This window comes from Plantactinospora veratri (assembly GCF_036421995.1).
Classification (GTDB): Bacteria; Actinomycetota; Actinomycetes; order Mycobacteriales; family Micromonosporaceae; genus Plantactinospora; species Plantactinospora veratri.
Map to the genome: position 1 here is coordinate 260,479 of NZ_JAZGQL010000007.1, position 20,253 is coordinate 280,731.

Consider the following 20,253-nt stretch of genomic DNA (forward strand, 5'->3'; position numbering starts at 1 on the left):
AGCCGTCAGACGTAACGCTCCAGAATGGACGCCTCGGCGAGCCGGGAGAGTCCTTCCCGTACGCCCCGGGCGCGGGCGTCACCGACCCCGTCGACGGCCTGTAGGTCCTCGACGGTGGCGCCGAGCAGCCGTTGCAGGCTGCCGAAGTGTCCGACGAGCCGGTCGACCACCAGCCCGGGCAGCCGGGGCACCTTGGCGAGCAGCCGGAACCCGCGCGGGCTGACTGCCGCGTCCAGCGCGTCGGAGGCACCCGGGTAGCCGATCGCCTTGGCGACCGCGACCAGGTCGATCAGCTCGGTGGCGGTGAGCAGGTCCAGCTCGACCAGGGCCTCGTCGAGGGTCCGCGCCTTGCGCCCGGTCGGCAGGTAGTCGCGGATCACCAGGGTCCGGTCGGCGTCCACCCCGGCCATCAGCTCGTCGAGCTGGAGGGCGAGCAGCCGACCGTCGGTGCCCAGTTCGACGACGTAACCGGCGATCTCGTCGGCGATCCGGCGGACCATCTCCAGCCGCTGCACCACGGCGACCGCGTCCCGTACGGTGACCAGATCCTCGATCTCCAGCGCGGAGAGGGTGCCGGAGACCTCGTCGAGGCGGAGCTTGTAGCGCTCGAGAGTGGCCAGTGCCTGGTTGGCCCGGGACAGGATCGCGGCGGAGTCGTCCAGCACGTGCCGCTGGCCGTTGACGTAGAGGCTGATGATCCGCATCGACTGGCTCACCGAGATCACCGGGAAGCCGGTCTGCCGGGCGACCCGCTCGGCGGTGCGGTGCCGGGTGCCGGACTCCTCGGTCGGGATCGACGGGTCGGGCATCAGGTGCACGGCGGCCCGGACGATCCGGGTGCCGTCGCTGGAGAGCACGACGGCGCCGTCCATCTTGCACAGTTCGCGGACCCGGGTGGCGGAGAACTCGACGTCGAGCGGGAAGCCGCCGGTGCAGAGCGTCTCGACGACCCGGTCGTAGCCGAGCACGATCAGGGCACCGGTACGGCCACGCAGGATGCGCTCCAGCCCGTCCCGCAGCGCCGTGCCCGGCGCCATCAGCGCCAGGTTGGCCCGCAACGGGTCGCCGGTCGGGCCCGTCCCGTTCATGGTCATGCCGACTCCGACGGGGCGGGTCGAGGTGCCGGCGCTGGTGCGGACAGGAGAAGCCGCGCTGGCGGTACGGTTCGCGTCGCGGTCGATCGGCACTCGGACATTCTACGGACCGCCCTGCGTTCGGTGCTGTCGCGGTTACTGTGACGTGCCACTGTGCCTGCTTCCTCCCATCGGCGCGCCGTCGGTACCGTCTGGGACCCGCCGCGTAGTGTCCAGTTTGTAGCTGATTGGCAAGCCTTGCCGGGCGTGGCCGTCCCGTCCGGCCGCAGGTGGCAACGGCCGTAAGCATGCCACGCCCCGGCCAACCGCAGCGCGGCGTGACCGTATGGTTACTCAGCCGACACCCGGGCCACGCATTGCAGCGCCGATCGTACGTCGGTGACTTCCGTCACCCGCATGTTCTCCGGAGCCACCCCGCTGGCGTTCGGCCCGCAGCCGGTAGGCACCAGGGCGTACTTGAAGCCGAGCCGGGCCGCCTCGGCCAGCCGCCGGGGCACGGCGGCGACCCGACGCACCTCGCCGGTCAGCCCCACCTCCCCGATCGCCACCAGATTCGGCGCGATGGCGAGGTTGAGCCCGCCGGAGGCGACCGCCAGGGCGACGGCGAGGTCGGCGGCCGGCTCGACCACCCGGATCCCGCCGACGGTGGCGGCGAAGACCTCCCGGTCGTGCAGGGTCAGCCGCTCGGTCCGGCGTTGCAGCACCGCCAGCACCATCGCCAGCCGGGCGCTGTCCAGCCCGGAGACGGTCCGCCGTGGCGACCCGGCCACCGTGGCGCCGATCAGCGCCTGCACCTCGGTGACCAGCGCCCGCCGGCCCTCCATCGCCACCGTCACACAGGTGCCGGGGACCGGGTCGGCGGAGCGGGTCAGGAACAGCCCGGACGGGTCGGCCAGGCTGCTGATCCCGCCCTCGTGCATCTCGAAGCAGCCGACCTCGTCGGCGGTGCCGAAGCGGTTCTTCACGCCGCGCACCATCCGCAGCGACGAGTGCTTGTCGCCCTCGAAGTGCAGCACCACGTCGACCAGGTGCTCCAGCACGCGGGGGCCGGCGACCTGCCCGTCCTTGGTGACGTGCCCGACGAGTACGGTGGCGATCCCCCGCTCCTTGGCGACCGCGACCAGGGCGGCGGTGACCGCCCGGACCTGGCTGACCCCGCCCGGCACCCCCTCGGTGCCGGGGGTGGAGACGGTCTGCACCGAGTCCAGCACCAGCAGGCCCGGCTTGACCGCGTCGAGGTGGCCGAGGACGGCGGAGAGGTCGTTCTCGGCGGCCAGGTAGAGCCGGTCGTGCAGGGTGCCCATCCGCTCGGCCCGCAGCCGGACCTGGCTCACCGACTCCTCGCCGCTGACCACCAGCGACGGGCTGCCGGCGCCGGCCGCCCACTGCTGGGCCACGTCGAGCAGCAGCGTCGACTTGCCGACCCCGGGCTCACCGGCGAGCAGCACCACCGCGCCGGGCACCAGGCCGCCGCCGAGCACCCGGTCCAGCTCCGGCACGCCGGTCGGACGTGCCCGGGCCGGGGCGGCGCTGATGGTGGCGATCGGCCGGGCCGGCTCGGCCGGCGCCCGGGAACTGACCACCCGGCCGGAGACGGTGGGGCCGGTGAGGGTCGACTCGACGACCGAGCCCCACTCGCCGCACTCCGGGCACCGGCCGACCCACTTCGGCGGCTGGTGGCCGCAGGCGTCGCACTCGTAGGCGGGCCGGGGGTCGCGGCTCGCGGCACGGCCGCGCCCGGTCGCTGGGCGGGGCGTGGCTCGGCTGGTCGTCACCCCAGCACGCTAACCAATCCGTACGACGGAACCGGAGAGACCCGGCCGCACGCCGAGCCGCCACGGCAGCCGACTACTCGTGCCCCTCGTCCTCGCCGACGACCGGGGTGGCGACCGGGGCCGGCGTCAGCGGCACCGCGACCGGGGCCTGTACCGGCACCTGGGTCCCACCGAAGTCGAAGGTCAGCTCGATGTTGCCGCCCGGCGGCAGCGGTTCGGTCAGCCCGGAGAGCTGGAGCCAGCTACCGGTGGTCTCGTCCAGGATGACGAACCCGCGCGCCGGGATCTGGATCTCGGCCGGCCGCGTCGGGGACGCCGTGGGAGACGGGGCGACGGCACCCTCGGTCGGGGTCGCCGACGGAGAGCCGCCCGGCGACGGGCTGCCCGAGGTCGCCTCCGGCGACGGGCTGCCGGTGGTCGCGGACGGGCTCGCCGAGGCGGTACCGCCCGCTGCGCCGGCCAGCACCACCGCACGGGCACCGGCCGAGCTGACCCGCACCGTCACGGCCTCGCCGGAGTCATTGAAGAGGCCGACGTTCATCGGCGCGTCCGCGCCGGCCGGATAACCCTGGGTGTTCAGGTAGTCGATCGACAGGTTGCGGACCTTGAAGTTGTTGTCCGCCGACTGCGCGTTGGTGCCGACGCTGGTGGGGACCTTGGCGGCGGTCTCGGCGATCTGGCCCGCGCCGCAGCCGGACAGCAGCAGGGTGGCGGCGGTCGCCGTACCGGCCAGCACCGCAGCGGCTCGCCGAGCCCCCCTGATCGAGCGCGTCACCTGGTCCTCCTTCGTGCGATCCCGGTCGCCCTCGCGATCGGCGGGTCGGGGCGAACGGGCACGGTGGCCGTACCCGGCCCGACGGGCTCCAGGGTAGTGGGCGGTGATCGGCTCTCGTACGCCGACCCGGTATCCCGGTCCGGCCCGCTCGGGCGGTACCGGCCGGTGGCGTGGCCGACTCAGCCGACCCGCCCGCTGGTCACCAGCAGCACCACGTCGATCAGCGCGACGAGCATGACGGCCCGGAAGACGGCCACCGGACGGTCGCCCCGGGCGGCGGCGGCCCGACCGGCGTACCAGCCGACCGCCGGGACCACGGCGGCGACCGCGACCGCCGCCAGCCCGACCCAGGAGGGCGGGCCGGGCGGCCCGGCCACCAGGGTCGCGGTGGCCGCGAGCAGCAGCCCGGCGGCGGCCAGCCGGGAGCCGGTCGGGCCGAGCCGGTGCGGCAGGCCCCGGACCCCGGTCCGCTCGTCGTCGGTCAGGTCCGGCAGCACGTTCGCGAAGTGCGCCCCGGCGCCGAGCAGCGCACCGGCCGCGACGAGCCAGGCCGGCGGCGCCGGCGCGCCGGGCAGCCCGAGTACGACGACCGCCGGCAACGTCCCGAACGAGACCGCGTACGGCAGCACCGAGAGCGGGGTGGACTTGAGCGGCCAGTTGTAGAGCAGCGCGGAGACCAGGGCGAGGGTGACCGCCCCGGCGGCGGCCAGGTTGAGGGTGAGCGCCGGCAGCGGGGTGAGCACGGCGGCGAGCACCCCGGCCGTGCCGACCAGCCGCCGGCTGATCATGCCGCTGGCCAGCGGCTTGTCCCGGCGGCCGACCGCGGCGTCCCGGTCGGCGTCGAGCCGGTCGTTGAGCCAGCCGACGGCGAGCTGGCTGGCCAGCACGGTGAGGGTGACCGCGGCGATGCCGGCGGGCGGGTGGCCGACGCCCCAGGCGAGCAGGGCCGAGACAGTGGTCACCGCGACCGCCGGCTCGGGGTGGCTCGCCCGGACCAGCCCTAACACCACATGCGACATATGGGAAGTCTGGTTGTTACCGCTCGGTCGTGCCAGGCTCGATCGCATGCGGACAGCGCGGACCAGGCCGGACGCCGGGGCCGCCGCGCCCGGGCGCCGGGCCGGGCGGCTGCCCCGCAACGACCCCCGGCAGTACGACGACCTCGCCGACGAGTGGTGGCAGCCGGACGGCGCCTTCGCGATGCTGCACTGGCTGGCCGAGGCGCGGGCCGCCCTGGTGCCGCCGGCCACCCGTCCCGGGGCGCGCCTGGTCGACCTCGGCTGCGGTGCCGGCCTGCTCGCCCCCAGGGTGGCCGGCAGGGGCTACCGGCACGTCGGGGTGGATCTGGTCCGCTCCGCGCTCGCCCAGGCCGCCGCGCACGGGGTGACCCCGGTGAACGGGGACGTCGGGGCGGTGCCGCTGGCCGACGGCTGCGCGGACGTGGTGGCCGCCGGTGAGGTGCTCGAACACGTACCGGACTGGCGGCGGGTGGTGGCCGAGGCGGCCCGGCTGCTCCGGCCCGGCGGGACCCTGGTGCTGGACACCCTCAACGCCACCGCGCTGAGCCGGCTGCTGGCGGTACGGGTGGCCGAACTCTTCCCCGGGGTGCCCCGGGGGATCCACGATCCCCGGCTCTTCGTCGACGCGCGGGAGCTGGTCGCCGAGTGTGCCCGGCACGGGATCGCGCTGCGGGTCCGGGGCATCCGGCCGGCGGCCTGGGGAACGGCACGCTGGCTGCTGCGCCGGGCCGTCCGGCGCGTCGACCCGGCCACGGCGGAAAACGGGCGGGTCGGGCCTCCGGACGCGCCACGGATCGTTCCGACCTGGTCGGCGGCGGTGCTCTACCAGGGGTGGGGGACCAGGCAGGGGTAGCCGGGGCGGCAGTGCCGGCCGACCGGCCGGTGCGGGAAGGACTACGGATGACGGTGGACGCGCTCGCAGCGGCACGCCGGGTGGCGCCGAGATTCGCCGCCCGGGCGGCCGAACACGACCGGGACGGCACGTTTCCGGTCGAGGACTTCGCCGACCTGCGGTCGGCCGGCCTCCTCGGGCTCATGGTCCCGCCGGGGCTGGGCGGCCTCGGCGCCAGCTTCGCCGGGTACGCGGCGGTCGCCACCGAACTGGCCCGGGGCAACGGCGCCACGGCACTGGTCTTCAACATGCACGCCTCGGTCACCGGTGCGCTGGGCGCGTTGACCGAGGAGCTGGCCGAGGCGCTCGGCGTACCGTCGGAGGCGCTGGCGGCCCGGGACCGGCTGCTCGCCGAGGCGGCGGCCGGTGCCTGGTACGCGGTGGCGATGAGCGAGCGCGGTGCCGGTTCCCGGCTGTCGAAGCTGACCACCACGTACGAGCCGGTGGACGGGGGCTACCACATCAAGGGGGCCAAGACGTTCTGCTCGGGGGCCGGGCACGCCGACGCCTACCTGGTGGCCGCCCGGAGCGTCGCCGACCAGTCGGTGGTCTCGCAGTTCCTGGTGCCGGCCGGGCCGGAGGGGCTGCACGTCGAGCCGACCTGGGATTCGCTCGGGATGCGGGCCACCGCCTCGCACGACCTGCACCTGGACGTGACGGTGCCGTCCGACCGGCTGCTCGGCGGGGTGGAGGGGCTGGCCCTGGTGGTCGCGCAGCTCATGCCGCACTGGCTGGTGGCCAGCTATGCGGCCGTCTACGTCGGGGTGGCCAGGGCGGCGATCGACGCCGCTGTGGAGCACCTGACCGCACGGGGGTTGGACGGTCTGCCGGCGGTACGCGCCCGGGTGGGCCGGGCCGACGCCGCCACCGCCGCCGCCGGGCTGGCGGTGACCGAGGCGGCCCGCCGGGTCGACGAGGCGCCGGGGGACGCCGAGACGAACCGCTGGGTGTGGCGGGCGAAGCTGCTGGCCGGGACGACCGCGGCCGAGGTGGCGGCCTCGATGGTGGAGGCGGCCGGCACCTCGGCGACCCGGCGCGGGCATCCGCTGGAACGCCTCTACCGGGACGCCCGGTGCGGGTCGCTGCATCCGGCGACCTCGGACGTCTGCGCGGACTGGCTCGGCGTCGCCGCGCTCGGCGGCGACCCGGACCGGGACGCTTCGACGCCGCGGTGGTGAGGCGCCCGGTGTCTGGGTACCTGATAGTGCGCGAGCCGGCCGCTCGACCGCCACCGGTCGGGCCGGGTCGCGATCAGGCGCGTCGAGTCGGCGCGAGTCCCGAGGTCACGCTCGGCGGTTGGGCTCGGTGGGCGCGTGGAGCGCGCAGGGGTGCGCGGTGTCGCGATCGGAGGACGGCATGGGAAGCGGAAGCGGGCCGGAAAGTTGCGGGGTGATCGCCGGCGTGGGTGTGGCGCTGCCGCCCACGGCGAGCCAGCAGGAGCTGTGGGCGGGCTTCTTCGCGGGGCACTTTTCCGGGGCGACCCGGGCGCTCGCCGAGCGGATCTTCGCCAACTCCGGGGTACGGCAGCGGCAGGCGGCGGTGAACCCGCTGCTGGAGGACGTCTCGGACTGGCCGACCGAGCGCCGGATGCGCCGGTACCAGATCGAGGCGCTGCCGCTGGGCAAGGAGGCGGTCGGGCGGGCCCTGACCGACGCCGGCCTCTCGGCCGACCAGGTCGGCCTCTTCGTCGTCTGCTCCTGCACCGGGTACGCCACGCCGGGGCTGGACATCCTGCTGGCCCGGGACATGGGGATGGCCCCGGACACCCAGCGGATGTTCGTCGGCCACATGGGTTGTTACGCCGCACTGCCCGGGCTGGCCGCCGCGAACGACTTCGTCACCGCCCGGGGCCGCCCGGCGCTGCTGCTCTGCGCCGAGCTGACCAGCCTGCACATCCAGCCGTCTACGGCCCGGATGGACACCCAGCAGATCATCTCGCACGCGCTCTTCTCCGACGCCGCCGTCGCCGTCGTGGTCGCCCCGGGCAGCCGCCCCGGGTACGCCGTCCGCGAGGTCACCGCCGTCACCGACACCTCGACGGCCGACCACATGACGTGGGAGCTGACCGACACCGGCTTCCGGATGGGACTGTCGCCGAAGGTGCCGCAGGTGCTGGCGGCACACGTCGGTGACCTGGTCGCCGCGTTGCTGGACCGGCACGGCCGGCGGATCGGTGAGGTGGACGGCTGGGCGGTGCACCCGGGCGGGCCACGGATCCTCAACGTGGTGGAGACGGAACTCGGCCTGCCGCCGGAGGCGATGGCCGCGTCCCGGGCGGTTCTCGACGAGTACGGCAACTGTTCGTCGCCGACGTCTTTGCTCATCCTGGAACGACTCCGGCGAGCTGCCGTTCCACCCCGTACCGTGGTGATGCTCGCGTTCGGACCCGGGCTGACCCTCTACGCGGCACTGCTCGACCGGCAGCCCGGAGCGGCACGGGCGGACGGCATCCGGCCGGTCCACGAAACCGGCCGGGGTGGCGGCTCCTAGGACAGCTCCGCCGGACCGGCGGGAGGAGGCGACCGGTGCGCAGGGTGGCGTTGACGATGGCGGCGGTGCTGCTGGTCGGGTTCGGCGGCTGGTGGTCGGTCCGGTCTGCTCCGGAGCCGCCCCGGCCGGGCCAGACCGGGGTCGGCGGGGCGGCGGTGGCGCCCGGGATCGGCGGGGCGGACCTGGCCGGCGAGCGGAGTGGGAGTGTGGCCGGGCAGAGCCTGCCGCGCTTCCCGGACACGGTCTGGCGGGAGACGGCGACGCTGAACCAGCGCCGGTTCGTCACCTGGTCGATCGACACCCGGCCGGGTGGCCGCTACCTGCTCCAGTACGTCTGCCTCAGCCCGGGGGAGTTGCACGTCCGGGCGCTCCGGGGGGTGACGCGGAGCTGGTCGAGGTCGGTGAGCTGCCCGGGGCCGTTCGGCAGTGTGCAGCTCGTCGCGGCCGGGGACGAGATGTCGATCGGTGCGCGGCGGCTCAACCACCGGCACGTGGAGATCGCCCTCCAGGTGGTGGTGCTGCACTGAGCGGGAGTTGCCGTTCCGGTCGCCTCCGGATCGGCTGGCCGGCTCAGGCGGCGGTCAGCAGGCGCGGCAGGTCGGCCTGGTAGTCGCCCGGCGAGTGCAGTTCCGGCACGATCCGGAGGATCTGCCCGGAGCGGCTGGCGAGTACGGCGGCGGGTCTGGCGTTCGCCGGGGGCAGGTGCAGTGCGGTCCGCAGCTCGGAGGTCGGGTCCGTCAGGAAGCGGGGCGGCCGGCCGCCGGGCGGTGGCATGGTCCGGGCGCCCGGTACGGTCCGGCGGGTGCTGACGGCCACCACGGCGACGCCGGGTGGGGCGGCGCGTACGGCGGCGTCGAGGTGCTCGTCGCAGCTACAGCCGTCGATCAGGATGACCACGGCGGGGAGCAGGCCGCGCAACGGGACGACCCGTCCGTCCTCGCCCAGCAGGTCCAGCGCGGGCAGGGCGCGGGTGACCGGGCTCGTCGGGCCGCTCGGGCCGCTGCCGGGGGTGCTCCGGCCGGTGGCGACCGGCCGTTGCGGGTTGGGCCAGGTGATGGCGAAGAGGCTGGTCAGGGTCGCCAGCAGGGCGACGGAGAGGATCAGCAGGCAGAGCCGCAGCGGTGCGGGGCCGGCGGTGGTGGTGCGGAGGCCGAGACGCCTGCGCCAGCCGTCGCGGCGGGCCCGTAGTCGCAGTTCGCGGCGGATCTGTGCGGCTTCGGCGGCGAGTTCGGCGGGGTCGTCGGGGATGACGATCCGGCCCCAGTCGGCGGGCAGGTCGGGCACGCCGTCGAACGGGCCGTTGTCCGGCCGGCCGTCGCCGTCCGCCGACGTGCTCATCGCGCACCCCCTGGCTGCTCACCTGAGGTGTGAATCGGGCTCCGTTCAAGCCTCCCCCACCGGGGGGCGTATCGCTAGTGGGCGGCGGTGCCGGGTGCCGGGAGATATGCTGGAGGGACCGCAACGCCCTACATCCGATTTTTCCGATCCGCCTTGTCGGCCGGTGATCCGTTTGTCACACAGCGTGTCTAAATCTACGGATCGCTGTCTTGTCAAGCCGAAGAAAGACCTCTCACAGGGCCTCTGAGCTGCGCTAACGGTCAGGACTGCGGTGGGACATCGGTGCCTGAGCGTGTTACCCTAGACACAGCGAAAGGGGTTTCGAACCTATGGTTTTCAGTGTCGGCGAGACCGTTGTTTACCCCCACCACGGGGCCGCACTCATCGAGGCGATCGAGACTCGGGTCATCAAGGGCGAGCCTAAGCAGTACCTCGTCCTCAGGGTCGCTCAGGGTGATCTGACGGTCCGGGTGCCCGCCGAGAATGCCGAGATCGTGGGCGTGCGCGAAGTGGTCGGCGAAGAGGGCCTGGGCAAGGTCTTCGATGTCCTCCGTGCCCCGCACACCGAGGAGCCGACCAACTGGTCGCGGCGTTACAAGGCAAATCTGGAGAAGCTGGCCTCCGGTAATCCCCTCAAGGTGGCCGAGGTTGTCCGCGACCTCTGGCGCCGGGAGCGGGAGCGGGGCCTGTCGGCGGGTGAGAAGCGAATGCTCGCCAAGGCCCGCGACATCCTCGTCGGTGAGGTGGCGCTCGCCGAAAAGAGCACCAAGGACGAAGCGGAAACTCTTCTCGACAAGGTGCTCACCGAGGCATAGCACTCACGCTGGCACTTTCCGCCGGTGCCGGCGACGTACCCCGAAGAAAGTCCGAGGACCGCGACGTGACCGCGCAGCTCAATCCGCGCGGTGACGTCGCGGTCCTCGTTCCTGCTGCGGGTGCCGGCGTCCGGCTCGGGCCGGGCGGACCCAAGGCGCTCCGGCGGATCGGTGGCGAACCCCTGCTGGTGCACGCCGTGCGGCGGATCGCCGCCGCGCCATCCGTGCACACCGTCGTGGTGGCGGCGCCACCCGGCGACGAGGACGCGGTCCGGGAACTGCTCGCCCCGGTGGCCGAGCTGGCCGTGGTGACCGGCGGGGCCACCCGGCAGGAGTCGGTCGCCGCCGCGCTGGCGGCGGTACCGGCCGGCCCGGAGATCGTCCTGGTGCACGACGCCGCCCGGGCGCTCACCCCGACCGCACTGGTCGAGTCGGTCGCCGAGGCGGTCCGGGGCGGTGCGGACGCGGTGATCCCGGTGCTCCCGGTGGTCGACACCGTCAAGGAGGTCTCGGCCGCCGGTGTGGTGCTCGGCACCGTGGACCGGTCCGCGCTGCGGGCCGTGCAGACGCCGCAGGGCTTCCGGCGGGCGGTGCTCGCCGCCGCGCACGCCGCCGCCGTCGATCCGCTCACCGACGACGCGGGCCTGGTCGAGAAGCAGGGCGTACGCGTCACCTGCGTTCCCGGGTCGGAATACGCGCTGAAGATCACCCGCCCGTTCGACCTGGCCCTGGCCGAGCACCTGCTCGGCGCCGTACCGCTCGCCGGGCACCACTGATCGCCTACGCTTTCGCACGTGATCCTTCCCCTGGTCGGTGTCGGCACCGACGTGCACGGGTTCGAGGCGGGCCGGGCCTGCTGGGTGGCCGGCCTGCACTGGCCCGGCGTGGACGGGCTGGCCGGGCACTCCGACGGCGACGTCGCCGCGCACGCCGCCTGCGACGCGCTGCTCTCCGCCGCCGGCCTCGGCGACCTGGGCAGCAACTTCGGGGTGGCCGAGCCGGAGTGGGCCGGCGCCGCCGGGGTGACGCTGCTGGCCGAGACCGCCCGCCGGGTCCGGGCCGCCGGCTTCGAGATCGGCAACGTCTCGATCCAGGTGATCGGGGTACGCCCGAAGATCGGTCCCCGCCGCGACGAGGCACAGCGGGCGTTGACGGCGGCGGTCGGCGCCCCGGTCACCGTCTCCGGTACCACCACCGACGGGCTCGGGCTCACCGGCCGGGGCGAGGGGCTGGCTGGTGTCGCCGTCGCCCTGGTGCACCGGCGGTCCGAGTCTCGGCCTGGCGCGGGACAGGCGGAGAGCTGAGCTGCTGCCCGACCTCCAGGTGCTCGGGTACCTCCATCCGGCGGAAGATGGCCAGCGCCCGCTCCCGGTACCGCTGTGCCTCGGCCGGATCGTGCGGTTCCAACTGGCGGGCGATCCCGACCAGTGCCCGTCCCTGCTCGTACGGGTGGCTGATCCGGGTCGCCAGGGTCAACGCGTTGCGGTGGAACTCCAGGGCCTGCCCGGAGTGTCCCTGGGCGGCCAGGGTCAGACCGATGCCGTTGAGGGCGGCGGCCTCGCTGTACCGCTCGCCGTGCCGATCCGCGGCGATCAGCGCCAGCTCGTGGTGCTTGCGGGCGTCGTCCAGCCGGCGTAAACCCCGGAACGCCGCTCCGAGTTCGTTGAGCGCGTACGAGACGCCGGATCGACTCCCCGTCCGGTCCCAGAGTCGCAACGAGGCCCGCAGGCAGCGAATCGCAAAGTGGTGTTGACCGAGGCGCGACCTGACCGCACCGATGTTGGCGAGGGCCAGCGCGACGTTGAACTGGCTCCCGGCCAGGTTTGCCATGAACAGGTGTTGCCGGTGTAGCCGGAGGGCTTCCTCGTACCGGCCGAGGAACATCAGTGGTAGTCCGATGTTGGAGACGGCGGTCAGCACGTCCTGGCCCGCCGATCGACGGTCGCGCAGCGCGCGTTGGTGGAGGCTGACCGAGTCGGCCAGTCGGCCCATGTGCCAGTAGACGATCCCGAGATTCGACCGGCTCACGTTCGCGCCGAACCGGTCCCCGCTCCGCTCCCGCACCTCGATCGCCGCTTCCAGGTCGCGCACCGCCTGCGTGCAGTCACCGCTGCGGAGATGGGAGTACGCCCGGTAGTTGTACATCGTTCCGATCGCCGCCTCGTCGTCCAACCGACGAGCCGCCACGAGCCCGTAGCGGTGGGTGTCGAGGATGTCGTCGTGGTACTGGCGGACGTAGTAGAAGCGCCACGCCGCCCGAGCCAGCCGCCATGCCTGGTGTGGATGGTCGCCTTCGGCCGCCAGGCGGACGAGGGCGCGCAGGCTGTCCCGTTCCACCTCCAGCCATTCCAGGGTGGGCCGGACCGCGGCGAGCAGGTCCGGCCGGAGCGGCTGCTTGAGACCGAGGGTCTGCACCAGGGGTATCGCCGTCTCCATCGCCGCGGTGGAGGCGAGGCAGGCGTGCATGAAGTAGTCGAGTAGCCGGTCGATCGCCGCCGAGTGCTCCGCCGGCTCGCCGGTGGACGTCGCGAGTCCTCGGGCGTAGTCGCGGACCAGGTCGTGGAACCGGAACCGACCGGCGACCGGCTCTTCCAGCAGGTGGTGGTTGACCAGATCCGCCACAGCGGTTTCCGCGTCCGGCAGCGGCACGTCCGCGAGCGCGGCTGCGGTGTCGACGCCGAAGTGCTCGCCGGGGTGCAGGCCCAGTAGCCGGAACATCCGGCGTACCGGTTCCTGGAGCGGCTCGTAGGAGAGCCTGAAGGCGCCGGCGACGGTGTGGTCCTCCGCGGAGAGTTCGCCGAGCAACGGGGTGGCCCGGTCCAGCCGTTGGGCCAGGTCCGCTACCCGCCAACCGGGCCGATGGGCGAGGCGCGCGCCGACGAGCCGGATCGCCAGCGGGAGGTAACCGCAGCGGCCAACCACCACGGCGGCGGCTTCCGGCTCGGCGTCGATCCGATCCCGGCCGGCTACCCTGGCCAGCAGTTCGATCGCCTCGTCCGGGGCGAGGACCGGTAGCGACATCGGTGGGGCGCTGCCGCTGGCGAGCAGCCGCCGCCGGCTGGTCACCAGGACGAGGGTGCCGGGTGCCGACGGGAGAAGCGGGGCCAACTGCGCGCTGCTGCCCGCGTTGTCGAGCACGAGCACCGCCCGCCGGGCGGCGAGTTCCGCGCGCCACAGCGCGATCCGGTCGTCGGGGTCGGGCGGGATCCGGCCGGCGGGCACACCGAGCTGCCGGAGCAGGGTCACCAGCGCCGTCGCCGGGTCGAGCTGATCGCCCGCGCCGTGTCCCTGGAGGTCGACGAAGAGTTGTGCGTCGGGATAGTCGTCGGTGAGTTGGGCGGCCACCTGTACCGCCAGTGCCGTCTTCCCGATGCCAGCCATCCCGTCGATCACCTTCAGTACGGTGGCACCGGGGCTCGCCGCCCGCACGGCGGCAACCAGCCCGCGTACGGCCTCGGCCCGGCCGGTGAAGTCGACGGGTTGCCGGGGGAGCCAGTTGACCTGCATCCCGGCCGGGCCGACCTCGTCGCCTGGGGGAACTGCGGTCGTAGCCGTGGATGTCGACCGCCCGGACGCCCGGGGCGAACTGACTGGCGACGGACGCTCCAGGGCAGGGTCGCGGTTCAGGATCGCCTGATGGAGTTGACGCAGCTCCGTACCGGGTTCGATACCGAGCTGCTCCACCAGGACGGTACGGGCGGCACCGTACGCGGCCAACGCTCCCGGTACGTCCCCCTCCTGGGAGAGTGCCCGCATCAGCAGCGCATGACCACGCTCCCGGAGCGGATGGGCCAGCAGATGATCCCGCAGGTACGTCACGGCCAGCCCGGGTTGTCCGGTCGCGAGGCAGAACTCGGCCCGCTGCTCGACCAGGTCGAGCAGCATCTCGGAGACTGCTTCGGCCCGAGCCGACAGGACCGGCCCGAGCGGCAGGCCGGCCAGGACCGGTCCCCGCCACCGCCTCTCGGCCCGGCTGAGCAGTTCGCCGGCCGTGGCGATGTCTCCGGCGGCGAGCGCCACGGTCAGCCGCTGGCACTCCGCCACGAATGCGATCAGGTCCACCGCCTCGGACGGCAGTCGAAGCTCGTATCCGGATCCACGTCGGACGAGAAGACCTCGACCCCCCGGCATCCGGTCGAACATCCGCCGCAGGTTTCCCGCATAACCGCGGGCATTCGCCACGGCGGAGGCGGGTGGCTTCGCCGGCCACAACTCGTCGACCAGCTCGTCCATGCCGACCAACCGACCCGGTCGCAACGCCAGCATGGCCAACACCACCTGCTGCTTCGGCGGGCCGAGCACCAACGGCACACCGTCGGAAATGATCTCCAACGGTCCCAGCAGCGAAACCTCGAACATCACACCCCCGATCAGCCGGAACGACGGATCCGGCTGCCACCGACCCAGCGTATCCATCGCCGTCGGTGTCGCCCGCAGTATCGACCTGGCAGTTCCGCCGGACCGCGACCATCTGGGATGAGCCCTCAATTTTCGAGATCTTGATAAGTTGTGGTCGGCGGCCAACCAGGATTCAGCGAGAATCCTGGCGCGGCGGGCTCGGCGGCGGTTGCCGGGGAGGCCAGTAGACGATCCGGGCGGCCAGGTCGCGGGGATCGGCGGTGGGCAGGTCCTGTAGGGCGTGTTGCAATTGGCCCGCGAGGTAGATCAGCAAGCCGATCCGGTTGTCCCGATAGGCGTGTAGCAGGTTGAGGCGGGCCGGCTGGCAGGGCCAGGGTGCGCCACAGGTCCGGCACCGGAACGAGGGGCGGGCCGGCGTGTGCGGCCGGAACCGGGCGTGCGGGCCGTACATCAGGGTCGCGCGGTCACTGGAACTCGACCAGCCGAGCGCGTCCGGCCCGGTCCGGCGTCGGCCCGCCGGCCCGGCTGTTGGCCCGGTGCGGGCGGGTGGGCGCGGCCCACGCCGGGCGGGTGTTGGCGTGCCGGCTCCGGGCCGGGGGCGGCGGCGGATCCGGGGGTACCCGGACCAGCGCCGGCCTGCCCGTCGGTGGTGGCCCGGGGCGGCGGGGCGCCGCGATGGTGCGCGGGCAGCGCCAGCGGCGACCACACGAGCAGAAGATCCAGAGGAAATACCAGGCGCGGTAATGCCGGACAGGTTTGCGGTGTCGCCTGGACATCGATCACCCTTTCTCGCTGTGTTCCGAGCGAACGGAGGTGATTCCACCCTGGACCGAGCGCCGCGATCCACAGAAGATGGACCTAAGGCACTGGAGGCGGATAACGGATACCAATCCACATACGGGAGCATTGGGTGAGCGATCTTCGAGAGATCCTGAGAAAGCAGCGCGCGGCGAAAAGGATGACCCAGGATCAGGCTGGTGCCGCGATCAACGTCAGTGGATCATTGATTGCCGCGTTCGAATGCGGTCGACTGGTTCCGCAGCCCGACACGGCCGAACGGCTCGACGCGTTCTTCGGGACCGGCGACGAGATCCAGCGCACCGCCGAAGTGGCCCGGGAAGACGCCCAGGCTCCCTGGCTGCGCCCGTGGACCGACAACGAGAGGCGCGCGGTCCTGCTGCGTACGTTCGAGCCGAACCTGATTCCCGGGCTCCTCCAGACCGAGGCGTATTCGCGCGCGGTGCTGCGCGGCACCCGGTTGCCTGACGAGGTGGTCGAACGGACCACCCAGGTGCGCAAGGATCGGCAGGCGGCAACGGTCGACCGGGCCGACCCGCCGATGCTGACCGCTGTCGTGGGCGAGGCCGCCCTGCACTGTGGTCCGCCCGACGTGCTGAAGGAGCAACTCGACCACCTGGTCGACGTCGGGCACCGCCCCCGGGTGCAGATCCGGGTAGTGCCCCGTAGTGCCGGCCTGCACGGCGGGTTGTCCGGCGCGTTCGTGCTGGCGACGCTCCCCGGCGGGGTGCGGGCCGGCTATCTCGACGACCAACTGCGCGGCCGGGTGGTGACCGATGTCGATGACCTGCACGGTCTAGAGTTGGCCTGGGACATCGTCAGCGGTCTCGCCCTCCCGGTCGACCAGTCGCGGGACCTGATCGTGAAGGCGGTTGAGGAGCATGACTGAGCAGCCGAACTGGCGCAAGAGCAGTCGTAGCAGCGGCAACCAGGGCAACTGCGTGGAGGTCGCGGAGAACCTCCCGCACCAGGTGCTGGTACGGGACAGTAAGGATCCGTCGGGGCCGGTGTTGGCGTTCGGGCCGGCGGCCTGGCGCGGCTTCGTCCGGGACCTCGCCGCACACCGCTAGTCGAGCAGCCGAGCGCCCCCGCGTCCGTGTGGCAGCACGGGCGCGGGGGCGTCGCCGTGTCGGGGCCGGGACGACAGTCCCCTTGACGGGATTGCGTCGGGGCCGCGATCACGGGGGAGGCGGGCCGGGCTCGGCGGCGGGAAGTCGTCCGACCAGGTGACCGGGGGCAGTAAGGGACCAAGCCTGACGCCACGGGGGGAGCGCCAGGCTTGGTCCCGTCTACGGTACCGCGCATCGGCCGGCATGGGGAGTGGGCATTCGGCGGGTCGTCGGACAACTGGCCGGTGCGGCCCGGCAACTGCCCGGAGAGTGGGTGTTCGGCAGGTCGGGCGTTCCGATCCGGCGGGACGGCGCCGGATAGGCTCGGCCCGTGTCCAGCGACGCCGATTCCGACCAGTCATCCTCCGCCGAAGGGTACGTCCAGCGCGCCGAACTGCTCGCCGAACTCGGCCGGTACGACGAGGCTGCCGCCGAAGTCGGGTTCGCGATCGCGCTCGACCCGTCGAACGTGCAGGCGCTGGTCATGCTCGCGATGGTCAGGCTCGCGGGGGACAAGCCGGAGGAGGCGCTGACCGCCGCCGACTCGGCCGTGGCCGCCGCTCCGGAGCTGATCCATCCACTGGTGATCCGGGGACACGCCCTGGCCGACCTGCGCCGGTTCAGGGAGGCGGCGGCGACGGCCGACGAGATCCTCGCGCTCGGCCCCGACGACGCGTACGCCCAGCGCAGCGCGGCGGCGATCCTCGGCGAGTCGCGCAACGGACAGCAGGCGCTGAACGCCGCGTGGCGGGGGGTGGAACTGGCCCCGGAGGAGCCGCAGGCGCATCTGGTGCTGGGTCTCGTGGCGGCCAGAATGGAGATGTTCGACCTGGCCGAGCGGGCCTACCGGGAGGCGCTGCGGCTGGACCCGGAGCTGGCGGCGGCCCAGCACAACATCGGGGTGATCCGGCTGGAACAGCGGCGCTACTCGGAGGCGCTGGAACATCTCGCCGACGCGGCGGCACTCGACCCGACCAGCCGGGACGGCACCCGGGCCATCGGCGGCGGGCTGCGGCAACTCCTGATGTACGGCGCCGGCTACACCATCGTGGTGTCGGTGCTGGTGGCCTGCCTGGCGGCGGCGAACCCGGTGTCGTCCCGGCTCTGGGCCGCTCTGGCGGCGGTGACCGGCGGCATCCTGGTCTGGCGGTTCGCCAGGCGGGTGCCGAACCTGGGCCGGGGGCGGTTGCCCGACCTGATCCGCGCCGACCGGCTGCTGGCGCTCGGCGTCTACGCCGTGGTCGCCGGCCCCTGCCTGATCCTGCTCTACGCGATCCTCGGCACGCCGTGGCCGCTGGTGCTGGCGATCACCGCCACCGCCGCCACCGAGCTGGCCGTGCTCTTCGGCTGGTCGCCGGACCGCGACTGACGGCACGGACCCGTATCGGACGGCGTGGATGAACGGGTAGAGTCCGGGGCAGAACATACCGTTTCCTCTCGGCTCGCCCGTGTCGACGGAACGATCGGGGCTGCGATGACTCGGCAGTGGACACACCAGTGGAGTCGCCGGTTCGGCACGGCGTTGTGCGGGGTGTTGGTGCTCGCCGGTTGCACCGACGACACCGGGCCGGAACCGCCGGCCCCCGTGGTGACCACGCAGGAGTTCGAGCAGCGACTCACCGAATACCTGTCCCGGGCGGTCAACGGGGCACTTGAACCCGAGGCCCAGGCGAGCGGGCCGACCCACTCCCGCACGGTGGGCTGCGGCGACCTGCGCGAGGGCGGACCGGCCTGGGGTGTCCGGCCGCGGGCGGAGCTGACGGTGTCCGCCGGCGAGAAGGCCGAGAAGTACCTCGACGACCTGGACACCTGGATGATCGGCGAGGGCTTCGGTGAACGCACCAAGCGGGTGCGGGCCGGCAGCCCCGCCGACGTCCGGGAGATCACCGGCGAGCACGACGACGGCACCGAGTTGCTCATGGAGATGGCTCTGGACAGTGGACAGTTCACCGTCTCGTTGACCGGGCCGTGCACCTGGCCGCCGGATCGGCCCGGCGGCCCGCCGTCCTCCGGACGGCTCCCACCCCTCCCGCCGCCGTCCGGGCCGATGGGGACCGGCAGCGATGCCGACCCCGCCCCGTGCAGGTCACCGAAGCTCTACGTCTACAACCGCACCTCCCGGCCCTTCGCCGGCCGCGGCCCGCACCTGATGGCGATGGTCCGATACTCCGACGAGCGGGAGATGGAGTACACCGAGTTCTCCCTGCCCCGTGCCTGGGAGCCCCGGTACGCGCCGGGCACCTCCCGCAGGAACCTCGACGAGGTACAGCTCCTCGTCTGCGTACGGGTGACGGCGACCCGGGACTCGCGCCAGGACGTCACCTGTAGCTATGCGAGTGAACGGGCCCTGCTGGCCGGTGGCAGTCCGTTCACCTTCAACCTGTTCGAGAGCGTCTACCACGTCACGGTGCGGGAGGCCCGGAGCGGCAAGGTGGTCAGCGAGTTCACCGTTCCGGGCCGGCAGCGCGGCGAGCAGAACTGCCCCTATCGGATGAGCTACAACCGGAAACTGGCCCGGGGGATCGACGAGGCGACGTTCCAGCGAAGACTGCGGCCGCTGGTCGAGGCACGCCGGTGACGAGGTCGTCGGCGCGGTAGGGCTCAGCCGGTGGTCCGGCCGGACCAGGTCCAGGCGTACCCGGTGTCCTCGCAGGAGAGTGCCGGTCCGCAGAGGTCGAGCGGGCGGAAGGTGTCGACCATGACGGCCAGCTCGTCGAAGCTCTCCGCCCCGATCGCCCGTTCCGGGGCGCCGGGCTGCGGGCCGTGGGTGAAGCCGCCCGGGTGCAGCGAGATCGACCCCTGCTCGATCCCGGAGCCGCGCCGCGCCTCGTAGTTGCCGCCGGTGTAGAAGAGCATCTCGTCGGAGTCGACGTTGTGGTGGTTGTACGGCACCGGCACGGCCAGCGGGTGGTAGTCGACCTTGCGGGGTACGAAGGAGCAGATCACGAAGTTCGGCCCCTGGAAGGTCTGGTGCACCGGCGGCGGCTGGTGGATCCGGCCGGTGATCGGCTCGAAGTCGTGGATGGAGAACGCCCACGGGTAGAGGTGGCCGTCCCAGCCGACCACGTCGAAGGGGTGGTTGGCGTAGACGTGCCGGGTCCAGCCCCGGCGGTGCTGCACGTAGACCTCGACGTCGGTCTCCTCGACCAGCAGCGGCGCCTCCGGGCCGCGCACGTCCCGCTCGCAGTAGGGGGAGTGTTCGAGGAACTGGCCGCGCACCGAGAGGTAGCGCTTGGGCGGGCCGATGTGCCCGGAGGCTTCGATGGCGAGCATCCGCAGCGGCTGCGGGGCGACCGGGACGATCCGGTACACCACCGAGGTCGGGATGATCACGTAGTCCCCGGCGGTCACCCCGAGGACGCCGAAGCTGGACTCGACCCGGGCGGCGCCGGACTCGACGTAGAGGCACTCGTCGCCGATCGCGTTGCGGTAGAGCGGGGAGGGCTGGTCGGCGACGACGTACGAGATCCGGACGTCGTCGTTGGCCAGCAGGTGCTGCCGGCCGAGGATCGCGTCGGCGCCGGCACCGCCGTCGAGCTTGTGGGTGCGCAGGTGGCGGGGCTTGAGCGGCAGGTTCGGCACCCGCTGCCAGGCCGGCGGGGTGAACTCCTCGGCGGCGACGATCGCGGTCGGCAGATAGCGGTGGTAGAGCAGCGACGAGTCGGAGGAGAAGCCCTCCTGGCCCAGCAGTTCCTCGGCGTAGAGGCTGCCGTCGGGCTGCCGGAACTGGGTGTGGCGCTTCCGGGGAACCTCGCCGACGCTGCGGTAGTACGGCATGATCGCCTCCCT

General features: G+C 73.0%; 20 protein-coding genes. 11 read left to right on the forward strand and 9 right to left on the reverse strand.

The window, feature by feature from the left end:
* Nucleotides 1-5: 5 nt before the first annotated feature.
* The 4 genes from disA to V1634_RS11875 form a co-directional block, all read right to left on the reverse strand.
* Complete coding sequence (gene disA / locus V1634_RS11860; RefSeq protein WP_331207800.1) at nucleotides 6-1,187, reverse strand: DNA integrity scanning diadenylate cyclase DisA; 1,182 nt, start codon at nucleotides 1,185-1,187, stop codon at nucleotides 6-8.
* Between the two features lie 236 nt (nucleotides 1,188-1,423).
* Nucleotides 1,424-2,869, reverse strand: coding sequence for a DNA repair protein RadA (gene radA / locus V1634_RS11865; protein WP_331207801.1), 1,446 nt, complete (start codon nucleotides 2,867-2,869; stop codon nucleotides 1,424-1,426).
* 73 nt (nucleotides 2,870-2,942) lie between these two features.
* A complete protein-coding gene (locus V1634_RS11870) occupies nucleotides 2,943-3,644 on the reverse strand; it encodes a hypothetical protein (RefSeq protein WP_331207802.1) in 702 nt (233 codons plus the stop codon).
* A gap of 179 nt (nucleotides 3,645-3,823) precedes the next feature.
* Nucleotides 3,824-4,711, reverse strand: a complete 888-nt coding sequence (locus V1634_RS11875; protein WP_407951762.1) for a UbiA family prenyltransferase — start codon at nucleotides 4,709-4,711, stop codon at nucleotides 3,824-3,826.
* Here V1634_RS11875 and V1634_RS11880 point away from each other — a divergent pair.
* The 4 genes from V1634_RS11880 (at nucleotide 4,710) to V1634_RS11895 (ending at nucleotide 8,572) form a co-directional block, all read left to right on the forward strand.
* On the forward strand, nucleotides 4,710-5,516 hold the full coding sequence (locus tag V1634_RS11880; protein ID WP_331207804.1) for a methyltransferase domain-containing protein: 807 nt from the start codon (nucleotides 4,710-4,712) through the stop codon (nucleotides 5,514-5,516). The two genes, V1634_RS11875 and V1634_RS11880, sit on opposite strands and share 2 nt — an antisense overlap.
* 47 nt (nucleotides 5,517-5,563) lie before the next feature.
* Nucleotides 5,564-6,733: an acyl-CoA dehydrogenase family protein gene (locus tag V1634_RS11885; RefSeq protein ID WP_331207805.1), complete on the forward strand. Its 1,170-nt coding sequence runs from the start codon at nucleotides 5,564-5,566 to the stop codon at nucleotides 6,731-6,733.
* Nucleotides 6,734-6,911: 178 nt separating this feature from the next.
* Nucleotides 6,912-8,045, forward strand: a complete 1,134-nt coding sequence (locus tag V1634_RS11890; protein ID WP_331207806.1) for a type III polyketide synthase — start codon at nucleotides 6,912-6,914, stop codon at nucleotides 8,043-8,045.
* A 35-nt stretch (nucleotides 8,046-8,080) separates the two neighbouring features.
* Entirely contained in the window at nucleotides 8,081-8,572 is a 492-nt protein-coding gene (locus V1634_RS11895) for a hypothetical protein (protein WP_331207807.1), read from the forward strand.
* Nucleotides 8,573-8,615: 43 nt separating this feature from the next.
* Here the strand turns inward: V1634_RS11895 and V1634_RS11900 are convergent, their stop codons facing one another.
* On the reverse strand, nucleotides 8,616-9,383 hold the full coding sequence (locus tag V1634_RS11900) for a hypothetical protein (RefSeq protein ID WP_331207808.1): 768 nt from the start codon (nucleotides 9,381-9,383) through the stop codon (nucleotides 8,616-8,618).
* Between the two features lie 329 nt (nucleotides 9,384-9,712).
* On the opposite strand from V1634_RS11900, the gene V1634_RS11905 reads away from it, so the two are divergent.
* The 3 genes from V1634_RS11905 to ispF all read left to right on the forward strand — a co-directional run bounded on the left by V1634_RS11905 (nucleotide 9,713) and on the right by ispF (nucleotide 11,502).
* Nucleotides 9,713-10,198, forward strand: a complete 486-nt coding sequence (locus V1634_RS11905; protein WP_007073334.1) for a CarD family transcriptional regulator — start codon at nucleotides 9,713-9,715, stop codon at nucleotides 10,196-10,198.
* Between the two features lie 65 nt (nucleotides 10,199-10,263).
* Nucleotides 10,264-10,974: a 2-C-methyl-D-erythritol 4-phosphate cytidylyltransferase gene (gene ispD / locus V1634_RS11910; protein WP_331207812.1), complete on the forward strand. Its 711-nt coding sequence runs from the start codon at nucleotides 10,264-10,266 to the stop codon at nucleotides 10,972-10,974.
* An 18-nt stretch (nucleotides 10,975-10,992) separates the two neighbouring features.
* Complete coding sequence (gene ispF, locus V1634_RS11915) at nucleotides 10,993-11,502, forward strand: 2-C-methyl-D-erythritol 2,4-cyclodiphosphate synthase (protein WP_331207814.1); 510 nt, start codon at nucleotides 10,993-10,995, stop codon at nucleotides 11,500-11,502.
* Here the strand turns inward: ispF and V1634_RS11920 are convergent.
* From V1634_RS11920 to V1634_RS11930, 3 genes are all read right to left on the reverse strand, one after another.
* Nucleotides 11,408-14,614, reverse strand: a complete 3,207-nt coding sequence (locus V1634_RS11920) for an AfsR/SARP family transcriptional regulator (protein WP_331207815.1) — start codon at nucleotides 14,612-14,614, stop codon at nucleotides 11,408-11,410. The two genes, ispF and V1634_RS11920, sit on opposite strands and share 95 nt — an antisense overlap.
* Nucleotides 14,615-14,729: 115 nt before the next feature.
* Nucleotides 14,730-15,008, reverse strand: a complete 279-nt coding sequence (locus V1634_RS11925; RefSeq protein WP_331207816.1) for a flavin reductase — start codon at nucleotides 15,006-15,008, stop codon at nucleotides 14,730-14,732.
* A 13-nt stretch (nucleotides 15,009-15,021) separates the two neighbouring features.
* Nucleotides 15,022-15,333, reverse strand: a complete 312-nt coding sequence (locus tag V1634_RS11930; RefSeq protein ID WP_331207817.1) for a hypothetical protein — start codon at nucleotides 15,331-15,333, stop codon at nucleotides 15,022-15,024.
* A gap of 134 nt (nucleotides 15,334-15,467) precedes the next feature.
* Here V1634_RS11930 and V1634_RS11935 point away from each other — a divergent pair, with 134 nt between their 5' ends.
* The 4 genes from V1634_RS11935 to V1634_RS11950 all read left to right on the forward strand — a co-directional run bounded on the left by V1634_RS11935 (nucleotide 15,468) and on the right by V1634_RS11950 (nucleotide 19,042).
* Nucleotides 15,468-16,244: a helix-turn-helix domain-containing protein gene (locus V1634_RS11935; protein WP_331207818.1), complete on the forward strand. Its 777-nt coding sequence runs from the start codon at nucleotides 15,468-15,470 to the stop codon at nucleotides 16,242-16,244.
* On the forward strand, nucleotides 16,237-16,425 hold the full coding sequence (locus V1634_RS11940) for a DUF397 domain-containing protein (RefSeq protein WP_331207819.1): 189 nt from the start codon (nucleotides 16,237-16,239) through the stop codon (nucleotides 16,423-16,425). The genes V1634_RS11935 and V1634_RS11940 overlap by 8 nt, the downstream gene beginning before the upstream one ends.
* Nucleotides 16,426-16,795: 370 nt before the next feature.
* On the forward strand, nucleotides 16,796-17,833 hold the full coding sequence (locus V1634_RS11945) for a tetratricopeptide repeat protein (protein ID WP_331207820.1): 1,038 nt from the start codon (nucleotides 16,796-16,798) through the stop codon (nucleotides 17,831-17,833).
* Nucleotides 17,834-17,938: 105 nt separating this feature from the next.
* A complete protein-coding gene (locus V1634_RS11950; RefSeq protein WP_331207821.1) occupies nucleotides 17,939-19,042 on the forward strand; it encodes a hypothetical protein in 1,104 nt (367 codons plus the stop codon).
* Nucleotides 19,043-19,065: 23 nt separating this feature from the next.
* Here the strand turns inward: V1634_RS11950 and V1634_RS11955 are convergent, their stop codons facing one another.
* A complete protein-coding gene (locus V1634_RS11955; protein WP_331207822.1) occupies nucleotides 19,066-20,241 on the reverse strand; it encodes a homogentisate 1,2-dioxygenase in 1,176 nt (391 codons plus the stop codon).
* Between the last annotated feature and the right edge of the window lie 12 nt (nucleotides 20,242-20,253).